The sequence below is a fragment of the Providencia sp. PROV210 genome (assembly GCF_028479445.1).
In the GTDB taxonomy this organism is placed as follows: Bacteria; Pseudomonadota; Gammaproteobacteria; order Enterobacterales; family Enterobacteriaceae; genus Providencia; species Providencia rustigianii.
This window is the reverse complement of sequence record NZ_JAMPNQ010000005.1, coordinates 21,252-40,535: the sequence shown is the minus strand read 5'-3', so window position 1 is coordinate 40,535 and position 19,284 is coordinate 21,252. Positions and strand designations below refer to the sequence as shown.

Annotated in this window: 15 protein-coding genes and 1 riboswitch; of the genes, 2 read left to right on the top strand and 13 right to left on the bottom strand. The window is 42.0% G+C overall.

Features of this window, described 5'->3' with window-relative positions:
* Positions 1-186: 186 nt before the first annotated feature.
* The 8 genes from PR761_RS04350 to PR761_RS04315 all read right to left on the bottom strand — a co-directional run bounded on the left by PR761_RS04350 (position 187) and on the right by PR761_RS04315 (position 8,100).
* On the bottom strand, positions 187-894 hold the full coding sequence (locus tag PR761_RS04350) for a Bax inhibitor-1/YccA family protein (RefSeq protein WP_006812719.1): 708 nt from the start codon (positions 892-894) through the stop codon (positions 187-189).
* A gap of 152 nt (positions 895-1,046) precedes the next feature.
* The gene (gene moaE, locus PR761_RS04345; protein WP_006812721.1) at positions 1,047-1,499 is read right to left on the bottom strand and encodes a molybdopterin synthase catalytic subunit MoaE; all 453 of its coding nucleotides are present in this window, start codon (positions 1,497-1,499) and stop codon (positions 1,047-1,049) included.
* A 2-nt stretch (positions 1,500-1,501) separates the two neighbouring features.
* Positions 1,502-1,747, bottom strand: a complete 246-nt coding sequence (gene moaD / locus PR761_RS04340; protein WP_006812722.1) for a molybdopterin synthase sulfur carrier subunit — start codon at positions 1,745-1,747, stop codon at positions 1,502-1,504.
* Positions 1,747-2,223, bottom strand: coding sequence for a cyclic pyranopterin monophosphate synthase MoaC (gene moaC / locus PR761_RS04335; RefSeq protein WP_039853987.1), 477 nt, complete (start codon positions 2,221-2,223; stop codon positions 1,747-1,749). Before moaC ends, moaD begins: the two co-directional genes overlap by 1 nt.
* A 26-nt stretch (positions 2,224-2,249) precedes the next feature.
* Positions 2,250-3,230, bottom strand: coding sequence for a GTP 3',8-cyclase MoaA (moaA, locus tag PR761_RS04330; protein ID WP_006812724.1), 981 nt, complete (start codon positions 3,228-3,230; stop codon positions 2,250-2,252).
* A riboswitch (molybdenum cofactor riboswitch) is annotated at positions 3,220-3,359 on the bottom strand. (Overlaps the previous gene by 11 nt.)
* A 517-nt stretch (positions 3,360-3,876) precedes the next feature.
* Positions 3,877-6,534: a TonB-dependent hemoglobin/transferrin/lactoferrin family receptor gene (locus PR761_RS04325; protein WP_154611003.1), complete on the bottom strand. Its 2,658-nt coding sequence runs from the start codon at positions 6,532-6,534 to the stop codon at positions 3,877-3,879.
* A gap of 124 nt (positions 6,535-6,658) precedes the next feature.
* Entirely contained in the window at positions 6,659-7,603 is a 945-nt protein-coding gene (locus tag PR761_RS04320) for a FecR family protein (RefSeq protein WP_039853988.1), read from the bottom strand.
* The gene (locus PR761_RS04315; protein WP_039853989.1) at positions 7,603-8,100 is read right to left on the bottom strand and encodes an RNA polymerase sigma factor; all 498 of its coding nucleotides are present in this window, start codon (positions 8,098-8,100) and stop codon (positions 7,603-7,605) included. Before PR761_RS04315 ends, PR761_RS04320 begins: the two co-directional genes overlap by 1 nt.
* A gap of 234 nt (positions 8,101-8,334) precedes the next feature.
* Here PR761_RS04315 and yvcK point away from each other — a divergent pair, with 234 nt between their 5' ends.
* On the top strand, positions 8,335-9,243 hold the full coding sequence (gene yvcK / locus PR761_RS04310) for a uridine diphosphate-N-acetylglucosamine-binding protein YvcK (RefSeq protein ID WP_006812729.1): 909 nt from the start codon (positions 8,335-8,337) through the stop codon (positions 9,241-9,243).
* 56 nt (positions 9,244-9,299) lie between these two features.
* On the opposite strand, the gene pgtA is transcribed toward yvcK, so the two are convergent.
* From pgtA to PR761_RS04295, 3 genes are read right to left on the bottom strand one after another with little or no spacing between them, the layout of a single operon-like run.
* Positions 9,300-10,547, bottom strand: a complete 1,248-nt coding sequence (gene pgtA, locus PR761_RS04305; protein WP_006812730.1) for a two-component system response regulator PgtA — start codon at positions 10,545-10,547, stop codon at positions 9,300-9,302.
* Positions 10,540-12,546 carry a two-component system sensor histidine kinase PgtB gene (gene pgtB / locus PR761_RS04300; protein WP_126436497.1) on the bottom strand — a complete coding sequence of 669 codons (2,007 nt, stop codon included), beginning with the start codon at positions 12,544-12,546 and terminating at the stop codon, positions 10,540-10,542. Before pgtB ends, pgtA begins: the two co-directional genes overlap by 8 nt.
* Entirely contained in the window at positions 12,543-13,790 is a 1,248-nt protein-coding gene (locus PR761_RS04295) for an ABC transporter substrate-binding protein (RefSeq protein ID WP_039853990.1), read from the bottom strand. Before PR761_RS04295 ends, pgtB begins: the two co-directional genes overlap by 4 nt.
* A 370-nt stretch (positions 13,791-14,160) precedes the next feature.
* On the opposite strand from PR761_RS04295, the gene pgtP reads away from it, so the two are divergent.
* Positions 14,161-15,540, top strand: a complete 1,380-nt coding sequence (gene pgtP, locus PR761_RS04290; RefSeq protein WP_126436495.1) for a phosphoglycerate transporter PgtP — start codon at positions 14,161-14,163, stop codon at positions 15,538-15,540.
* Positions 15,541-15,689: 149 nt separating this feature from the next.
* On the opposite strand, the gene PR761_RS04285 is transcribed toward pgtP, so the two are convergent.
* Positions 15,690-16,613: an Rpn family recombination-promoting nuclease/putative transposase gene (locus PR761_RS04285; RefSeq protein WP_006812734.1), complete on the bottom strand. Its 924-nt coding sequence runs from the start codon at positions 16,611-16,613 to the stop codon at positions 15,690-15,692.
* Positions 16,614-16,835: 222 nt separating this feature from the next.
* On the bottom strand, positions 16,836-18,854 hold the full coding sequence (uvrB, locus tag PR761_RS04280; RefSeq protein ID WP_006812735.1) for an excinuclease ABC subunit UvrB: 2,019 nt from the start codon (positions 18,852-18,854) through the stop codon (positions 16,836-16,838).
* Between the last annotated feature and the right edge of the window lie 430 nt (positions 18,855-19,284).

The following is a 19,284-nucleotide window of genomic DNA, read 5'->3' as shown; positions in this document are numbered from 1 at the left end:
TAATTTGAGTCAAATCCAAAATATAAATATCTGATGAAGATTAGGGCTTGTTAATCTAAAGGGATTTATTTGAAAGTTGATGAAAAAGAAGGGAAATATAAAATAAAAACCCCTCGCTAATAAACGAGGGATTTAGGTAAAAAAGACGGCGTAATACGGATGTATTCAGCCTACTTAACTCAAAGACTAGCGACGGTCACCGAAGATACGCAGTAACATCAGGAACAGGTTGATGAAGTCTAAATACAGAGATAACGCACCCATAATTGAGTATTTACGCATATTCTCTCTGTCATCTTGGTTGATTTGCTCGCCCATTTCTTTCAGCTTTTGAGTATCATACGCAGTCAGAGCAGCAAACAGTAAAACGCCACCGTAAGTAATTACCCAGTACATCATTGAGCTTTGCAGCCAGATATTAACCAGCGAAGCGACAACTAAACCAATCAGCGCCATAAACAGGAAGTTACCCATACCTGTTAAGCTGCGTTTGGTAGTGTAGCCGTAGAAACTTAATGCACCGAACATAACCGCAGTAATAATGAAGGTTCCGACAACTGACTCACCCGTATATACCGCGAGGATCACGGAGATGGTTAAGCCAGTCAGCAACGCGTACAGCATAAACATGCCCGTTGCAATGGCACCGCTCATTTTCGGCAGTAAGAATGACAGACCCATGACTAAACCAAGTTCAGCAATGATCATTCCGAAAAATAGCACTTTGTTAGTTGCGATAGTGACAAATAAACCGCTGCTTAAAGAATACCAAGCAACAAAAGCCGTCAGCAGTAATCCGACTGTCATCCAGCCGTATACTTGCGACATAAATGCCTGAACGCCAGTACTGGCATTCTGGACAAGAGAATCATTACGCTGATCAAATTGACCCATGATGGTTACCCTTCCATTGTAAGAAAAATCGACCCAGCAAAACCACCATTAAAGTAATCCATACTGTGATCGGACAAATTTATCCAAAGTCTATCACAATATTTTGACATTACCATTCGGCTTATTCGCATTTTTCGCCTAACTCCTTGAGACTACCAGCGGTTTGCCGATTCCTCATCACTCTGTTTGGCATCAACCCAACGTTCATTATCCGGTAACGTCTCTTTTTTCCAGAACGGTGCTTTAGTCTTCAAGTAATCCATAATAAATTCAGCGGCTTGAAATGCTGCGTCACGATGGGCACTGGTCACCCCAACAAACACAATTTCGTCGCCTGGCTGTAGTGTTCCCACACGGTGGATCACACTCACCCGCTGTAACGGCCAACGGGATCTAGACTGAGCCACAATATCGGCTAATGCTTTTTCAGTCATTCCCGGATAGTGCTCCAAGGTTAATGCTGCAACGCTGTCACCCAGATTATGATTACGTACTTTTCCGGTAAAGGTGACTACCGCGCCATCACTGTCGCATTCGGCTAACCATTGATATTGCTCACCAACGCTGAAATTCTCAGTCTGTACCGCAATGTGGGTCTGTTCCATGTTTAGCCTCCGGTTACCGGCGGGAAAAATGCCACTTCATCACCCGAGGTCAATGGATGTTCGCCAGAAACAAACGATTGATTCACTGCTGACAATAATTTTCCATCTTCTAAAGCTAATGCCCAGCGGTCACCTTTTTGTGTTAATGCATGACGTAAAGCCTCGACTGTCGGGTACTCCGCTTCCAGTTCTAAACGATCCGTACCAACTAACTCACGTACTTGAGCAAAAAATAATACAGTAATCATTATTCCACCTTAAAATGTCCAGACTTACCGCCAGACTTTTCTAATAGACGTACCGGACCAATGACCATATCTTTTTGGATGGCTTTACACATGTCATAGATAGTTAATGCAGCCACTGATGCCGCCGTTAACGCTTCCATTTCGACACCAGTTTTTCCCGTTAAGCGGCAGCAAGTTTCGATGCGTACACGGTTATGTGCTTGTTCTGCCTCTAACGTCACTTCCACTTTGGTCAATAGCAGTGGATGGCACAACGGGATCAGCTGCCACGTATTTTTGGCGGCTTGGATACCTGCAATACGCGCCGTCGCAAATACATCCCCTTTATGGTGGCTACCATCGACAATCATCGCTAAGGTTTCTGGGTTCATGGTAATGTAAGCTTCTGCACGGGCTTCGCGGATAGTTTCCGCTTTAGCAGAAACATCAACCATATGCGCCTCGCCCGACGCATTAAGGTGAGTCAGTTGGGACATCATATCTCCTGAATATCAAAAAATTATTAGCCGCCGATAACGGATAAATTTGGGGTGATCCCGCTGTCGCCTTGATGAAGAAAATGCGTCTCACGTTTAGAACGCAAACCACTTTGAAGACGGGCTTTCAGTGCTTCGTTTTGATTATCATCGCCCAGTAGATCACGTAGTGGAATGCCATTTTCACCAAACAGACACAAATGTAGATTTCCCAAAGAAGAGACTCTTAATCGGTTACAACTTTGGCAAAAATCTTTTTCATACGGCATGATCAACCCAATTTCACCTTGATAGTCAGGGTGACTAAATACTTGGGCTGGACCATCACTGCGAGAACGAGGAAGCATGTACCAGCCTTCAGCAATCAGGCGGTCACGCACGGTTTCACCAGACACATGGTAACGCTGGAATAGGCTGCTGCCTTCTCCTGTTTCCATGAGCTCAATAAAACGCAATTGAATTGGACGATGCTTGATCCAATTGAGGAAGGATTTTAGGGCAACATCGTTGACATTTTTCATCAAGACTGCATTGACTTTGACTTTTTCAAAGCCAGCCTCGAAGGCCGCATCAATGCCTTGCATAACCTGAAAAAATTTATCTTGCCCAGTGATCGCTGCAAATTGACGAGGATCGAGACTGTCGACGCTGACATTCACCGCATTCAGTCCGGCATCACGCCATGTTTGTATATCACGCGCCATACGGTAGCCATTGGTGGTAACCGCAATTTTCTTAATCGATTGGTTTTCGCGAATAGCCGCAATGATATCACTGAAATCTTTCCGCATTGTCGGCTCACCACCCGTAATACGTACCTTTTCTGTGCCTAAATCGGCAAAAGCACGGCTTACTCGACGGATTTCATCCAGCGTTAAAAATTCGTGGCGGCCACTCGGTTTATAACCATCAGGTAGGCAATATGTGCAACGGAAGTTGCATACATCGGTGATAGATAAACGAAGATAGTAAAATTTTCGGTCAAATTGATCGACAAGTTGCTGCATATTCACACCTTTCCAAATACGGGAGATGCAGACATTTCTATCTTGCACCCTGGCGACTCTGAGGTCACGGCCTGAACATCATATTCAGTGGCTGAACTTAGATGCAAAGGCTAGGAGTTTTACAGGAGCCGGGTAACTAAATTGAATTTAAATGGTTAAAAACATCATAGTCACTAGGTTCACTTATTTTCTGTAAGGATTTTAGCCTATTGCAAAGTAAAAAGCGAACTCGAATACGATATATACCTTATTATACAACGATTTGCGTTTTATAAACCGGAGTCTCAGAAGTCCTTATTATTATAGATAATTTTCTATTATCTTCTCTGGAATGATAGGGAATTAAGTGTCAAATTGCTGTCAAAGCAACGTTAATTCAATGCACAATGTTTGTTGTAGATCACTTTTGTATAGAACCAAATTTCAGTCACATCAATACAATACATTGAGTATCAAAATTCCGATAGACTCCAAAAGTAAGATAAAAAATGAAGTTAAATGACAGTGAGAAAGGTACGGGATGAATTGATTTCCAGCGAGTTCAAAAATAATTAGTACCTGATAACTTTTAATTTAATAAATCATACTCACCAAATTATCATTCCTAAATCGGTATGGAGAAATTCCCCATACCTTGATATCAGCATTAAAAACGATATTCAATGCCAGCGCTAATCGTTCTTCCACGCCCTAACGTATTGGAAAGACTTTCGCCGTAGCTCACAACATAAGCCCTATTGGTTAAGTTTTCGACATTCCCCCGAATAATTAAATCATCGGTTAACGCGTAACTCGCATACAGATCCACCAATGTGTATTTAGGCCAGTCAGCCAAATAGGGCTGATTACTTTGTGCTGAATGGTCTTGGAATCCCGGTGTAAAGCGAATAATCATTCCGCCATCAAGTTTCCGATTAAAGGCGCGACCACCTAATGTGAAGGAACCTCTATCACCCGGTAAATTTGCAGCGCTACTAAACACTGCTGCGCCATCACAATTCACATGATCATTTTGTTGAACATCATCTTCTGCGTACCAATTTCCTGGGCGATTTTCTTTAGTAAATGTCTGAACACCCCCTAACCAAGCACGGCGAGCACAAAATTCATTTTTGCCGATCATATGAGTGAACGTTAAATCTGCGTAAGCAAAGCCCGCATCATAATTAACTTGGTACTCAAAGCCCCTAAAACGGGTCGCTACAAGGTTATTGCTGTACGCCGCATTACCAATACTCGGACTCACCATTCCCGGTTTTGTTCGGTTAATCGCGAGATTGATATAGTTATCAACCCGCGTATCAAAATAGGCAACTTTGGCTAATAATCGGTCCTCTTCAAGCACTAAATTTGGATAGTTAACATTGGCTCCAACCTCCCAAGAATTCGATCTTTCAGGTTTTAGATAAGGATTGGGGAATTGAGTGGATGAGCTGTGCGCACTTCCCGACGTTAATGTTTCGGTGATAGCCGGTGGACGCCAAGAGCGCCCATAGCTTGAATACAGTTCCAACCATTCGACATTAGGCCGAATCGCTAACTTGATGTTGGGTGAAAATTCCCCTTGGGCATCATCCACATCCCAGACGCGATTAACTTCAACACTTTTACAATTACGCAGGCTTGATGCTTTACATGGGTTGTCTTTCGTATAAGGAAAGACTCGATAGCGCATACTGGTCTGCCCTTTTAACTGATAATAATCATAACGCAGCCCACCTTCTAGAGTGAGCCAATCATCATGTTCATAGGTTAATGTGGCAAATAGCGAACTTAAGGAACGCTTACCGTCTGGTGTCACCCCATTTGCAGACACTTTGGTGGAATCACTGCTGGCCTTATCCTGAAAAGCTTCTAATCCATAGTGTGCTTTTAAAACATGGTTATAATTAAATTCAATTTCTGAGTGATTTTCTAACTGTAATCCTAGCGTTTTCACACGGGTATTCATTTGATAACCATTGTTAAAAACTTTACTGGTTGAGTAGGTTTGGGTGTCGTCATTGGTATCAACGAAATACACTTTTCCTTTTAATTCAACACTCCATGGGCTTTCGCTATATTGGCTATAATCCAGCGCGTAATTTTTTGTCGTCACATCACTAAACCCACTACTTTTCCAGCCCAATTTATACGGCCATGTTCCTGATAGATTGGTGAGTGTGCCTGCATTTGGTGTCGCAACTTTGGTTTCAAGGTAATTGAGTTGTAGACGCTGCGAGTCACCAAAATTCCAACCTGCTTTTGCCAAATAGGACGTCATTTGATAATTACTGTCCGTAATACGGCTATGCTTTAGGTCATGAACGAGTTGGTCATAATGCCCAGTTTCATTATTGATCCGAATATCGCCAATATCCCCATGCACACCCGGTTTATAGTCACCTAATCGACGTTCACTAGCAGCAAATAAGAGATCCGCCTGCTCATTTCCCAATGCTAACGCGGTACTGCCAATAAAATGGGTATTATTTGTTCCCGTACTCGCATGGATCTTCCCGCCAAATGTTTTATCTTTAGATAAAAAATCGGATACACTAACCGTGTTGAATGTTGCGACGCCACCTAATGTGCCCCCACTCCCCATTCCGCTGCTATTTCCCTTTTGAATCTCAACCCCAGAAAGAAGTTCTGAATCGATATACATGGTGCCATTACGCTGCCCATGACCACTTTTTTGGAAATTTTGGCGCATCCCATCAATATTCATATTGACCCGTCCATAATCTTGGATCCCACGAATATTGACAGACAGTGAGGGATCTTGCTGACTCACGCTAGAATAGACCCCAGTTGTTAACTCCAGCAAATCAGCGATATGTTTTGGAGGTTTATCTTCAATCTGTTTTTTACTGATCACACTGACGGACGATGGAGTGCTATAAACCCAATCACCTTGTTGATGAGGTGCTGCCGTGACCGTAATTTTATCCAATACAATGACCGAATTATCATCAGCTGCTTTATTAATTCGTTGAATCGAGATTCGGTTTCCATCAATTTGATACAGAATAGGATTAGCGCCAATCAATTGGTTCAGCCCTTTTTGAATTGACATATTGCCCTGTATTTTTTGACTGTTCAGTCCATTAATCTCTTGGCTATCAATAAAAATCTCCATATTAGCTTGTTGGGCAAATTGGAGCAGTGCTGAATCAAGAGGTTGAGCAGGAATAGAAAGTGAAGCTGTCTGGCTCAATTTATCTGCGTGCGCATAGTTAGAAAAAGAGATGGCGGGTAGCGCCATTAATGCAAGGTGAATCCCCAGTACTGCTTTTTTATAATCGAACTTTTTATTTGTCATTTCTCATCCTAAAAATGATAATGGTAATGAAAATCATAATCACTTAGATTAAGACGACAAATAACATAAAACCCGTAAATAAATTTTTAATAATTTGTTATCAAAATAACCAAAACATTTAATATCAATAAACTAGAGTGAAAAAAGGTAATTCAGAGACTGATAACCCTTTCGAACTGGTGACAGTTAATAACGCATTTTCGACAGAATCTATCTGGAAAACGCCACTAATCATGGCTTGGGGTGGATTGCCCAATAAAATTATAGGTTTTTCTCTATACCGGCTCAGTTCATGGATAACATGATCAACACTGCTTTGCTGGAAAATAATCAGCCCTTTTCTCCACGAAACTCCATGCTGAATGTTAGCAGGTACCATTGGTGATATATGCTGCTGATAAGATGCCTGATCCCCCGCTATGACCCGCTGAGTCTCCCCAGACAACAAGGTTATTTGTACCTGATGTTCATAGACAGCAACATTGACCTGCTTCTCTTGGGTGTCAATCTCAAATTCCGTTCCCAAGGCTTGAACTGTTCCATTGTTTGCTTTAACCCGAAAAGGTCGTGGCTCTTGAGTTGAAATAGGTGCCGCTGAAAAGTAGGCTCGACCAGAATGTAAATTAACTTGCCGATAACCCTCATTAAATTCGAGCGTTATCGCAGCTCCACTGTCTAAATCAACTTGGCTACCATCGGGTAATATAATGTGTAAAATTTCACCATTTTTAGCCTGATAATCTACAGACTCTTGGCTTAAAAATGACCAAATCGCGAATGAGAACACACTTAAAATTAAGGCTGATGCCATCGCAATCCAACGGGGAGCAAATTTTATATTGCCTGTTTTTCGGCTTGATCCCTTTTGAACGGATAATGCGATCCCAGAGGTTAATCCCCACAGTTGCCGAGCTTTAAAATAGGCGTTCCGATGTTGTTCTGATGTCGTAACCCATTGTTGAAACTCATGCTCCTCTTGGGAGGTTAAGTTTTTTTGAGTCGTTTTGATAACCCAGAAAGCGGCGACTTCCTCAATTTCAGAAGGTTTATTTGAATATTGACTCTCCATTAATCTCTCCATTTATGGATGAGCATAGCTAACGCATTGGCTAAATGTTTTTCAACGGTACTTAACGAAATATTTAACGTTTCTGCCACTTCATTTTGGGTCATTCCATCTTCGCGGTGTAGCCGGAAAATTTCCTGAGTTCGCAGGGGTAATGTCCCTATAATATTTTGTATTTGCTGAATTTGTTGCTCTCGAATTGTCTGAGCTTCAAGGCTTTTCGTTTTAGAGGGCACGGACTCCCATTGCACCTCACTGATGGCGGTGGCTGAGTGTCGTTTCTGCTGACGAAAATAGTCAATCATCAAGTTTTTAGCGGTTCTATAAAGATAGGCATCCACATCCTGAATGGGGGAATGTTTCATTAACTCCGCCATACGCACAAAGCTTTCCTGCATGATATCCATACTTAAATTATAGTCTTTCAGATAACCATTAAGATAACGACATAGTGAGGAAGAGTGACGAGCAAACAGGCATTGTAACTCTGAATCTGACATATCAAGCCATAACACCAATAATGTAAATGAGAATTATTTACATATTATAGTTATTAACATCAAATGGGAACTAGCAACCTGTATTTTTGGTGCAAACATCTGAAAAATCCAAAAGTTTCTTTTTTATTGTTTTTTATCACGGTAAGTGAACTTCAAATGCGGTTTTATGATAGATTAGCGCCAAATTTGTTTTAGATATAACTCTAGAAACATGATTACTGATATAGGAACACTATGCCGAACAGCAGTCTGACAGGTCTTAGGCATGTTGTCGCTCTTGGGGGCGGACATGGGCTGGGTCGTGTGATGTCTTCACTTTCATCTTTAGGCTCCCGTTTAACTGGAATTGTCACCACTACAGATAATGGTGGTTCAACTGGTCGTATTCGCCGCTCAGAAGGGGGAATTGCTTGGGGTGATATGCGTAACTGCCTCAACCAGTTGATCACAGAACCGTCTATTGCCTCTAAAATGTTTGAGTATCGTTTTGCAGGTACCGGGGAGTTATCCGGGCATAACCTAGGCAACCTGATGTTGAAATCATTGGATCACCTCAGTGTACGTCCTTTGGAAGCCATCAACCTCATCCGCAATATGCTCAAAGTTGATGCTCAATTGATCCCAATGTCTGAATCACCTGTAGATTTAATGGCGATTGATGATATGGGGAACGAAGTTTACGGGGAAGTAAATGTAGATGCCTTGAAGGTATTACCCCAAGAACTGCGTTTGTATCCTCCTGTAAAAGCAACAACAGAAGCCCTTGAAGCTATTCACCGCTCAGACTTAATTTTGATCGGACCCGGCAGCTTTTTTACCAGCTTGATGCCTTTATTATTACTCGATGATATTGCCGATGCCTTGAGAGAAAGTCGCGCGCCTATGGTTTATATCGGTAATCTAGGAAAAGAACTCAGCACTTCCGCAGCCAATCTTTCATTAGCAGAAAAATTGGTAATGATGGAAAAGCATATTGGGCGTAAAAAAATTGATGCACTGATTGTTGGGCCCCGCACAGATGTTAGTCAGCTTCGTCTTGAGCGTAAAATCGTGCAGCGCGTTTTGGAAGCGGACGATGTTCCCTATCGCCATGATAGAAAATTACTTCTACAAGCGATCGAAGATACCATCCCACTGCTTTAATAATTTTATTTTGGTCAGTTACAGCCTTCCTGTAACTGACTCCTTAATACCTGCCTCTAAGTCCGATAATGGTGCTTATCCAAACCATACTTTTTCATCCGTAAATAGAGCTTTTTACGTGGCATTTGCAAGTACTCAGAAACATCATTAATCCGCCCTTGGTGGATGTTTAATGCCTCTGTAATAATTTGTCGCTCATAGTTTTCAATTTGCTGATCCAGTGCCGTTGGAGCCACTGGTGCTAGCAGAGGGTTTGCCGTTTCCCCCATAGGCATAATCCCCACCGCATATAGCTCAGCGGCATTGGCTAATTCAGTTACATTCCCCGGCCAATGGCGGCGGCTGAGCTTTTTCAAAAATGAGTCATCCAGTGAAGGTAATGGCTGATTTAAGCGAGTACACGCTAGCTCAAGATAGTGATGAAACAGTGGGGAAATATCGGCCTTACGCTGAGCCAGTGGTAGGCAAGTGACCTGAGTTAACGAGAAATAATAATACAACTCGGCGATAATCTGTTGCTGCTTAGTCAATGCTATCAATGGATGATCCGAAATGCCAATAAGACGAAATCCCCGATGGTCTTGCTGCAAATGTTGAACTAAATAGCGCTGCTGAGACGTCGGTAATAACTCAATATTCTTGATCACCAAAGTACCCGCTCCCACTTCGTGAACCCACGTTTCGACGGGAACTTCCTGCTCATTTAGTAAGGTTTTTATCACCAATGGCGATTGCTGATTTGTACTAATTTGGTGAAGATAACGGGCTAAATAAGTACGCCCACTCCCTAATTCCCCTTGTAAAAAAACCGCAACCAAGGTTTCAGAAAGCCCTTGCAATTGTGTTCTTACCTGCTGGGACCACTCACTTAATCCAACAAAATTAAGCATTAATTGGTTTTTACCCCAGCGGCGCTGTAACACCCGCTGCTTACGGGCTGCCAAGGCTTTTTCAACTTGAGTCAGTAGGTATTCAGGGTTAATTGGTTTTTGTAAAAAATCCCAAGCCCCCATTTTCACGGCTTCCACCGCCATCGGGACATCCCCATGACCGGTAATTAACACCACGGGTAAATGTTTATCCTTTTCTAAGAAAAGCGCCATCAGCTCAATACCTGAACATTCCGGCATACAAACATCACTTAATACGATGCCACACCAATCTCGATGCACTAATTCTTTAGCTATTAATGGGTTATCGCATTCATATACTCGGTATCCTGCTTGAGTCAGCAATAGACAATAAGCTTCTAATACATCTTTATCATCATCAATGAGGAGTATGTCATAACTGTCATCAAGCATTTTGCGGTACCTTTTTAAAATCTAAAATCACACATCCATGACCTGCAAGCGTGGATGCAATACGCAGTTCACCACCAATTTGCTGCATGATAGATTGGCTAATCGAGAGTCCAACCCCCAACCCAATCTCTTTACTTGTTGTGAATGGCTTCATTAGCGTATCAGCCAAATGCAGTGGCCATCCCTTTCCATTATCACTGATTGTTAATTCGAGAATATTACCGTTTTCACTGTGATCAATGGTAATTTCTGCTTCTGTCGGACTTGCATCTAAAGCATTTGCCAACAAATTCACCAACACTTGCTGAATGCCTATTTCATCCCCAAAAACATTAGGTAGCACCTCTGGATAATGCAGCGCAACCTTGCGAGTTTTATGTTGCAGTAGCAATACATCCCATGCACCTTGAATACACTGTCGCAAGCAAATTGGTTGTAATTGCTCATTATTATCCCGTTTACGGGCAAATTGGCGTAAAGAGCGAACAATACCATCCATGCGCTTCACTAATTTTTCGGATTTATTTAATGCGGTTAAGGCCGTGTCACACTCATGCTCTGGTAGCGCTTTTTTCGCCATAAATAAATGCATGGAAAGTGCATTCAGTGGCTGGTTAATTTCGTGCGCTAACGTGGTCATTGTCTGGCCAACAACCGCTAATTTAGCGGTTTGAATCAACTCATTCTGCATAGTGCGTAAATTTTCTTCTATTGCCTTACGATCCGTGATTTCCTGTTCAAGCTGTCTTTTTTGCTGGTTAATCTGGTCAATACTGCGTTGTAGCAGCATCGCAATTCGTCCTAATTCATCACGCCCTTCTACTGGGATTGTCGTGGTAAGATCACCGATACTGATCCTCGCAACCGCTTGGTTTAATGCCGTAAAACGCTTAACTAGCCTTGGGCGAATAAAGAGTACATTCAATAATAATGCCAACAATAAGGCTAAACCTGCGGTAATGATAATCGTCGTCCCACTCCATGACATAATTTTGGCTAGTCGATGGTTTAAAGTCTGTAATTGCAAATGGCTACTGCCCAGCTGTAAATCGAGTTGGGAACGAAAGTCTGCAAGAATTCGGTCTTTTTCTGCCGTCACGACATTTAATTCAGCTTGCGCTGTTTGATAATTTTGCAATACGCCCAACATCTGGCTATCGGATAACCCGATATCTAATAATTCATCGATAGTTTGACGTAACGTCACCGAACTAGGATATAAATTAAATGCTGGCTCATTCGCCTGTAAATTGGATTTCAAATATTGCAGGTAACGAGCATATCCCCCGACATCCACGGGTTCTTCATGAGCTAGCTCCCCTTGAATATCATTTAAACGCCCGGTAAGAGCATTGGTGATTTGCTCTTCTAGACGCGCCAATGTGTAGATCAATTGCAGCTCCCCTTGCACATTACGCAGGCGGCTTTGTAACCCTTTTGCTTGGCGAGGATCTTGTTCAATCTTATCCAACAATGAACCCTGTTGTAGGCTAATATCTTGAGATAATGAGTTCAATTCAGTATTGAAGTCATCATGCAGCCAATTGATGCGCGAAGAGAGCGTATTCACCTTTTCTCTCGCTAAAAATAGAGCGTATAGCGCCCTATCCAGACGATGCAGTAAATCTTGGCTCTGAGTCACAATCAGGGCGATTTGCTGGTGATCTTGCCCTGTTAACTTCTGATTAAATGTCTCGATCTGCGCTAAATGTGCGGTAATTTGGTTGCGTAATTGCAAGCGGGTTGAGGTATTCGGCGCTTTTAAAAACTCATTCAACTCATTCACTAAGGTGTTTAACTGTCCTTCAATCAGAAATGATGCCTGCATCCTTGGGAAATAATCCCCAAGGGCGTAACGAATTTGTTTATTCTGCTCCTGCCATGCGTATAGGCTGACGCAGCTAACAATTAGAGTCATGATGGTTCCGGCAATAAAAGCCCCGCGTAAAATTGCGGTAATGCTAAAACGACCAATTAAATTGATGAGTGCCGTTTTCATTTGATAGCTTCCAATGCATTAATCGCTTTACGCTGCTGTTCTTGGAAAAAACGTTGCCAACGCATATATTCTTCTTCCGCTTTGCGGTTATCTTCAAAGCGTGAATAATATGCAGGGTCTTCACTCTCTTTCGCACTCACCGGCATTGCCGTGAGTAACCTTCGAACCTCAGGTAATTGACGTTTTAATTTTGCTTCCGCCATATAAACCGCCCGCCATGCATCTTTTGACTCTGTGAGGCGGAATGTAATCGCAGCGTCAAACAACTGCTGGACTAAACGTTGGCGCTTCAATACCAATTGGACATCCAACGGCTTTGGTGAATTTAATAGCTGGCTCTGCTGATCTTTGCGCGGGCTATTTTCCACCAGTGGAGTCACTGGGTATTTTCCTGTACTACTCTCTGCAAAAATTTGCTGCCCCTGTTCACTAAGTAAAAAATCAATAAATTGTCGTGCTTTTTCTGGGGCTAAGCTATATCGAGTGATGGCAATAAACGTTGGGGATGTCGCTGAATCAGGAAGATAGTGAAATTCCAATTCAGGATCCGCGAGTAAAATATTGGCATAGTTATCAATGATTGGTGCTGCTCCACCAAGCCCTGCTTTGATTTTATCTGCTACCCCAAAACTACGAGATGAAACCGTCGCTAAATTTCCCGACATACTCAGTAAAATTCGCCAGCCTTCATCCCAGCCGCGCTGCTGTAATAATGACTCAATCATCAAATGATAAGTATCCGAGCGGGATGGGCTGCTGATCAATAGCATTCCTTGATATTGGCTATCCGTAAGGTCATCCCATGTTTTAGGAATAGCTAACTGACTCTGTTCCATCCACTTACGGTTAGCTAAAATACCATAGCCAGAAAATGCCACCGCAGCGACAGAATCGGTCAATATTGTTGGTGTTAACCGCTGAGAATACTCTGGGATCCCTTCCAGCATCCCTAATCGATTATGTTGCTGTAAATGCCGCATCAGCATAGGTGATGACGTCAGCACTAAATCTACATTCTCCAAAGCTTCGGTATCCAGCAATCGTTCTAATGAAGCACTCGTGCGATTAATCGTACGGATAGGTACCGCATCAGGGCGTGCATTCCAACTATTCACTATTGCCAGTGTCGCTTCTGGAGAAAATGTCGTTGCAATCACTAGCTCATCACTTTTAGCCAAACTCGTCATAGCTGAAAGTGAAATAACGAGCGCCATCAGCGGGCGAAATAGCTTTATTGATCTCATTAGAGTGTTCATCCCACAGGTAGATGTGATTAATATCAAAGAAAGCAACAATAGTTAGATTTTGTGTAAAAGTGCATTTGAGGCAAATCTTACCCTTTTCGCTTTTCTGCCAATATGACTGACGTCACCCGCTTTATTCTCATTGTTGCGTGATTAAATCAACCATTAGTTACTCATTTTTTGAAATCCATCCGACCTCTTTTTCAGATGAGTCAATTTGACCCACACCTATATTAAATTGAGTCAATTTTTACTCAAACCATTAATATTGCGATATTTTTTCAACAAGAACATGATGAGCCTGTCAGAAATAAAACGACAAATATATTGGGCAATTTTCTCTTTTTATCTCTATTTTACAGGTGAATCTATGCTGTCATTTCTACAGCCTGCCATGGCAAAAAAACAAGTTCCAACGGAACAAGTCTCCGCAACCTATAAGCGTTACCGTGTTCAAGCACTACTGAGCGTTTTTTTAGGTTATTTGGCTTACTATATTGTGCGTAATAACTTCACACTATCAACGCCATATCTAAAAGAAAACTTAGATTTAAGCACCACTCAAATTGGTTTATTAACCAGCTGTATGCTAATCGCTTATGGTATTAGTAAAGGGATCATGAGTAGCCTTGCAGATAAGGCAAGTCCAAAAGCATTTATGGCCTTTGGTCTAATTTTATGCGCAGTGGTTAACTTTGGGATGGGCTTCAGTAATGCGTTTTGGCTGTTCGTTGGTTTTGTCGTACTAAACGGTCTGTTCCAAGGTATGGGAGTTGGTCCTTCATTTATTACGATTGCGAACTGGTTCCCACGCCGTGAACGTGGTCGTATCGGCGCATTCTGGAATATATCTCATAACGTGGGCGGCGGTATTGTTGCACCTATCGTTGGGGCGGCATTTGCTGTTCTGGGAACAGAACATTGGCAAAGTGCGAGCTATATGGTTCCTGCTTGTGTTGCGATTTTATTCGCTGGAGTTGTGTTAGTTCTTGGTAAAGGTTCTCCAAAACAAGAAGGTTTGCCTGCACTGGATCAAATGATGCCGGAAGAAAAGGTAATTTTGACTTCAGCTCAGAAAGAACAATCTCCAGAAAATATGACCGCATTCCAAATTTTCTGTACTTATGTACTGAAAAACAAAAATGCTTGGTATATCTCATTTGTTGACGTGTTCGTTTATATGGTGCGCTTTGGTGTTATCAGTTGGCTGCCTATCTATTTATTAACAGAGAAAAACTTCTCTAAAGATCAGATGAGTGTCGCGTTTCTGTTCTTCGAATGGGCAGCAATCCCATCAACGCTATTAGCGGGCTGGTTGACTGATAAATTATTTAAAGGTCGTAGAATGCCATTAGCGATCGTTTGTATGACGCTGATTTTCTTCTGTCTGATCGGTTACTGGCAGAGCCAGTCTCTGGCGATGGTGACCTTCTTCGCCGCTGTTGTCGGTTGTTTAATTTATGTTCCTCAATTCCTAGCATCAGTACAAACCATGGAAATCGTTCCTAGTTTTGCGGTAGGTTCGGCGGTAGGTCTACGTGGATTTATGAGCTATATCCTTGGAGCAACGTTAGGAACAAGTTTGTTTGGCTTCGTTGTTGACCGTATGGGCTGGCATGCAGGTTTCTATCTACTGCTTGGTGGGATTGTTTGCTGCATTATCTTCTGTGTACTGTCTCACTTCGGTGCATTAGAGTTAGAGCGCAATCGCCAAACTGTATTAGCACAAGGTAAGCTAGCTAACGCTTAATTCTGATAAGGTAGTTATCAATTTAATACCTTAGATTACGAAAAGGCTGGGTTTAGTATTTTCGCTAAACTCAGCCTTTTTCATTGTGATGTTGATACGTCATTCCAATTCCACTATTTGTATAAGGGGAAAGACAATGAGTTCGATAACTAGCAAAGTGCTTGAATTTCAGCAAGTGATAACCCTGTTATTTGGCTGATAACATCAATGCTTAAACCTAATTTCAAACTCGTTACCACTTGTTTTTGTAGGTTTAACCTCATTTGTTTCCTTGCAATAATCCGTTCTTCTTCTCTACCTTTTTCTATGCCTTCATTTCTTAAACGCTGCGCAATATTCATTACAATCTCCTGATGTTCACCAGTTTGGTTAACCAACGTTTTTACTATATGAGTATAAGTTGGGGTGTCCATAACGCTAAAGAGGTAATTTATAACTAAAATGACATCATCTTGATGATTTTGATTGTTATTGAATACCTGAGTTAAACGTTCCGATAAAGCTAAAAGGTTATCCCGTTGTGATGAATGTTTTAAAACCAACTCCATCGCCGCAATTTTACGATGATTCACAATCTCATCGTCATTAACGACAGTGATATCCACCAAGGGCAGTGGATTACAATACAAGTCATAGGCTAAATCTGACCATTGGAAACAATCGGTCCAAGACTGAGAATATGGATACGGTGATTGCTTTCCATGATAAAACAGAATAGGCACCACCAGTGGTAACGTCTTATTACCCTGCTGTAAATGCTGATTCATCGCGGAAAATGCATAATGCATTAAACGCCAACCCATTAACTTATCTGGGGTAGATTGGTGTTCAACTAGCAAGTACAAATAGCCTTCCCCTCGCTCAGTTTCAACCGAATAGAGCATATCCGATAAACGCGAACGTAGGGTTTTGTCCACAAACGAAGCACTGGTCAATGATAAGGTATCAAAATAACATAGCCGTTTAATACGACTAGGAAGATAAATATCAAAAAAGTCCCGAGCATTATCCAGCTTGGTCATAAAACCTTTAAATGCTGAATCATGAGGTGTAGAACTGAGATTATTTGCCATATCCTATGTCATCCAAAGCTACCGATGAGCAAGATACTAACCAATATATTTATGGGACTGTGAAAAAGTTAATCCTAATTCACGACAACACCTTGACAATATAACCGATTGTTATAAATAGAATTATTAACTTATCCTATTAATTAAAAAGCCCTTCAATACGCAGTTAAACTGCTAAAGGGCAATTTGGTATATTGATATTTTTTTATGAGCTATCGTATATTACGAATTCGCAATAAATTGATTACGTAGCGTTTGTAATTCATCACGAACTCGAGCCGCGGCTTCGAATTCAAGATCTTGAGCATGCTTGTACATTTGAGCTTCAAGTTGTGAAATACGCTGTTCCAACTCTTTGGTCGACATTGACTGAATATTAAGCGCCAGATCCTCTTTGTTACTCCCTTTGCCGCGCCCTTTACCTTTGCCCCCGACTTTATGACCGATTTGCAGAATATCGCCGACTTTCTTCTTCAGCCCTTGAGGGGTAATACCATGGGCTTCGTTATACTCAATCTGTTTTGCACGGCGGCGCTCTGTTTCCGCAATCGCTTTTGCCATTGAATTGGTAATTCTATCTCCATAGAGAATGGCTTTACCATTCAAGTTACGTGCAGCACGACCAATGGTTTGGATTAATGAACGTTCGGAACGTAAGAACCCTTCTTTATCGGCATCGAGGATCGCAACTAGAGAAACCTCTGGCATATCCAGACCTTCCCTCAGCAAGTTAATTCCCACCAGCACATCGAACTCACCCAAGCGTAAATCACGGATGATCTCCACACGTTCGACGGTATCAATGTCAGAGTGAAGATAACGAACACGTTCTCCATGCTCTTCGAGATATTCCGTTAAATCTTCGGCCATACGTTTAGTCAATGTGGTCACTAAAACACGTTCCTGTTTTTCCACACGAAGACGAATCTCAGACAGTAAATCATCAACTTGTGTTGTTACTGGACGAACTTCAATGATTGGATCAAGTAACCCTGTTGGCCTGACGACTTGCTCAATGACCTCATGACCGGATTTCTCTAATTCATAATTACCCGGTGTCGCTGAGACATAAATAGTTTGTGGCGCAGCAGCTTCGAACTCTTCAAAACGCATTGGGCGGTTATCTAACGCAGAAGGCAAACGGAAACCATATTCAACTAATGTCTCTTTACGAGAGCGATCGCCTTTATACATTGCACCAATTTGTGGGATGGTAACGTGGGATTCATCAACCACTAACAAGCCATCTGCGGGTAAATAATCAAATAACGTTGGTGGTGGCTCGCCCGGTGCTCTGCCCGATAGATAACGAGAGTAGTTTTCAATTCCAGAGCAGTACCCCAATTCATTCATCATTTCTAAATCAAATTGGGTTCGTTGAGCGACGCGCTGCTCTTCAATAAGCTTATTATTTTCCAGCAGTACCCGACGTCTATCCGCTAACTCAATTTTTATCTGCTCCATAGCCTCGAGAATGCGTTCTCGCGGAGTGACATAGTGAGTTTTGGGGTACACCGTAAAGCGAGGAATTCGATGTTGAATAGCGCCAGTGAGGGGATCAAAAAGTGATAAACGCTCAACTTCATCATCAAATAATTCCACTCTCAGCGCATATTCGTCAGATTCAGCGGGGAAAATATCAATGACCTCACCACGCACGCGAAATGTACCGCGAGTAAACGCTTGGTCATTACGAGTATATTGTAGATCGGCAAGGCGGCGCAAAATCGAACGCTGGTCGATAATCATCCCGTCCGTAAGATGCAGCATCATCTTCAAGTAACTGTCAGGGTCACCTAACCCGTAAATAGCTGACACAGAAGCTACTACAATCACATCTCGGCGTTCCAATAGTGCTTTAGTAGCAGACAGACGCATTTGCTCGATATGTTCGTTTATCGAGGCATCCTTTTCAATAAAAGTATCTGAGCTTGGCACATACGCTTCAGGTTGATAGTAATCATAGTAAGAGACAAAATATTCAACCGCGTTGTCAGGGAAGAAACCTTTCATCTCACTGTATAACTGCGCCGCCAATGTTTTGTTATGCGCCATCAGCATGGTTGGGCGGTTTTCTTGTGCTATCACGTTGGCAATGGTGAATGTTTTCCCAGACCCCGTTACCCCTAATAACGTTTGATGAGCAAGTCCATCTTCCAGCCCTTCTATTAGTTTACGAATTGCCTCGGGTTGATCTCCCCCAGGCTGGAAATCAGAATACAGTTTAAAATCCTTGCTCATAATCACCCCTCATCAATAATCTCCTACCTATGATACTGGATAAAAAACCAGCTTCAAGTGCTGATGATAAATTTCCTTTTTCTTAGGTTGAAATCTATTTACGAAAATGTTATCCCCAAATAAAGCTTGACCTTTTTGAAACTAGATATTTTATGCTTTTGCCTTTTTTACCTTTAATGCAAATATAAATGGAACGCTTGATTTTATTTAACTATTTGTATTTAAATAATATTATTCAAAAGTCCAGAATCACATCAAATAAAGGCAAACCCGCTTGTCGCCTAGCATCAGGATAGTTTTAGAATGCTAATTCACAAGGTTATCCACAGAAATAGTGGATAACTCTGTAAGTCCTTTACCCCCATGCTTTCGCGATGAGTGCAATATTTGTTAACAAGGGGCTAAATTTCAAAAATATGACGAAATGATG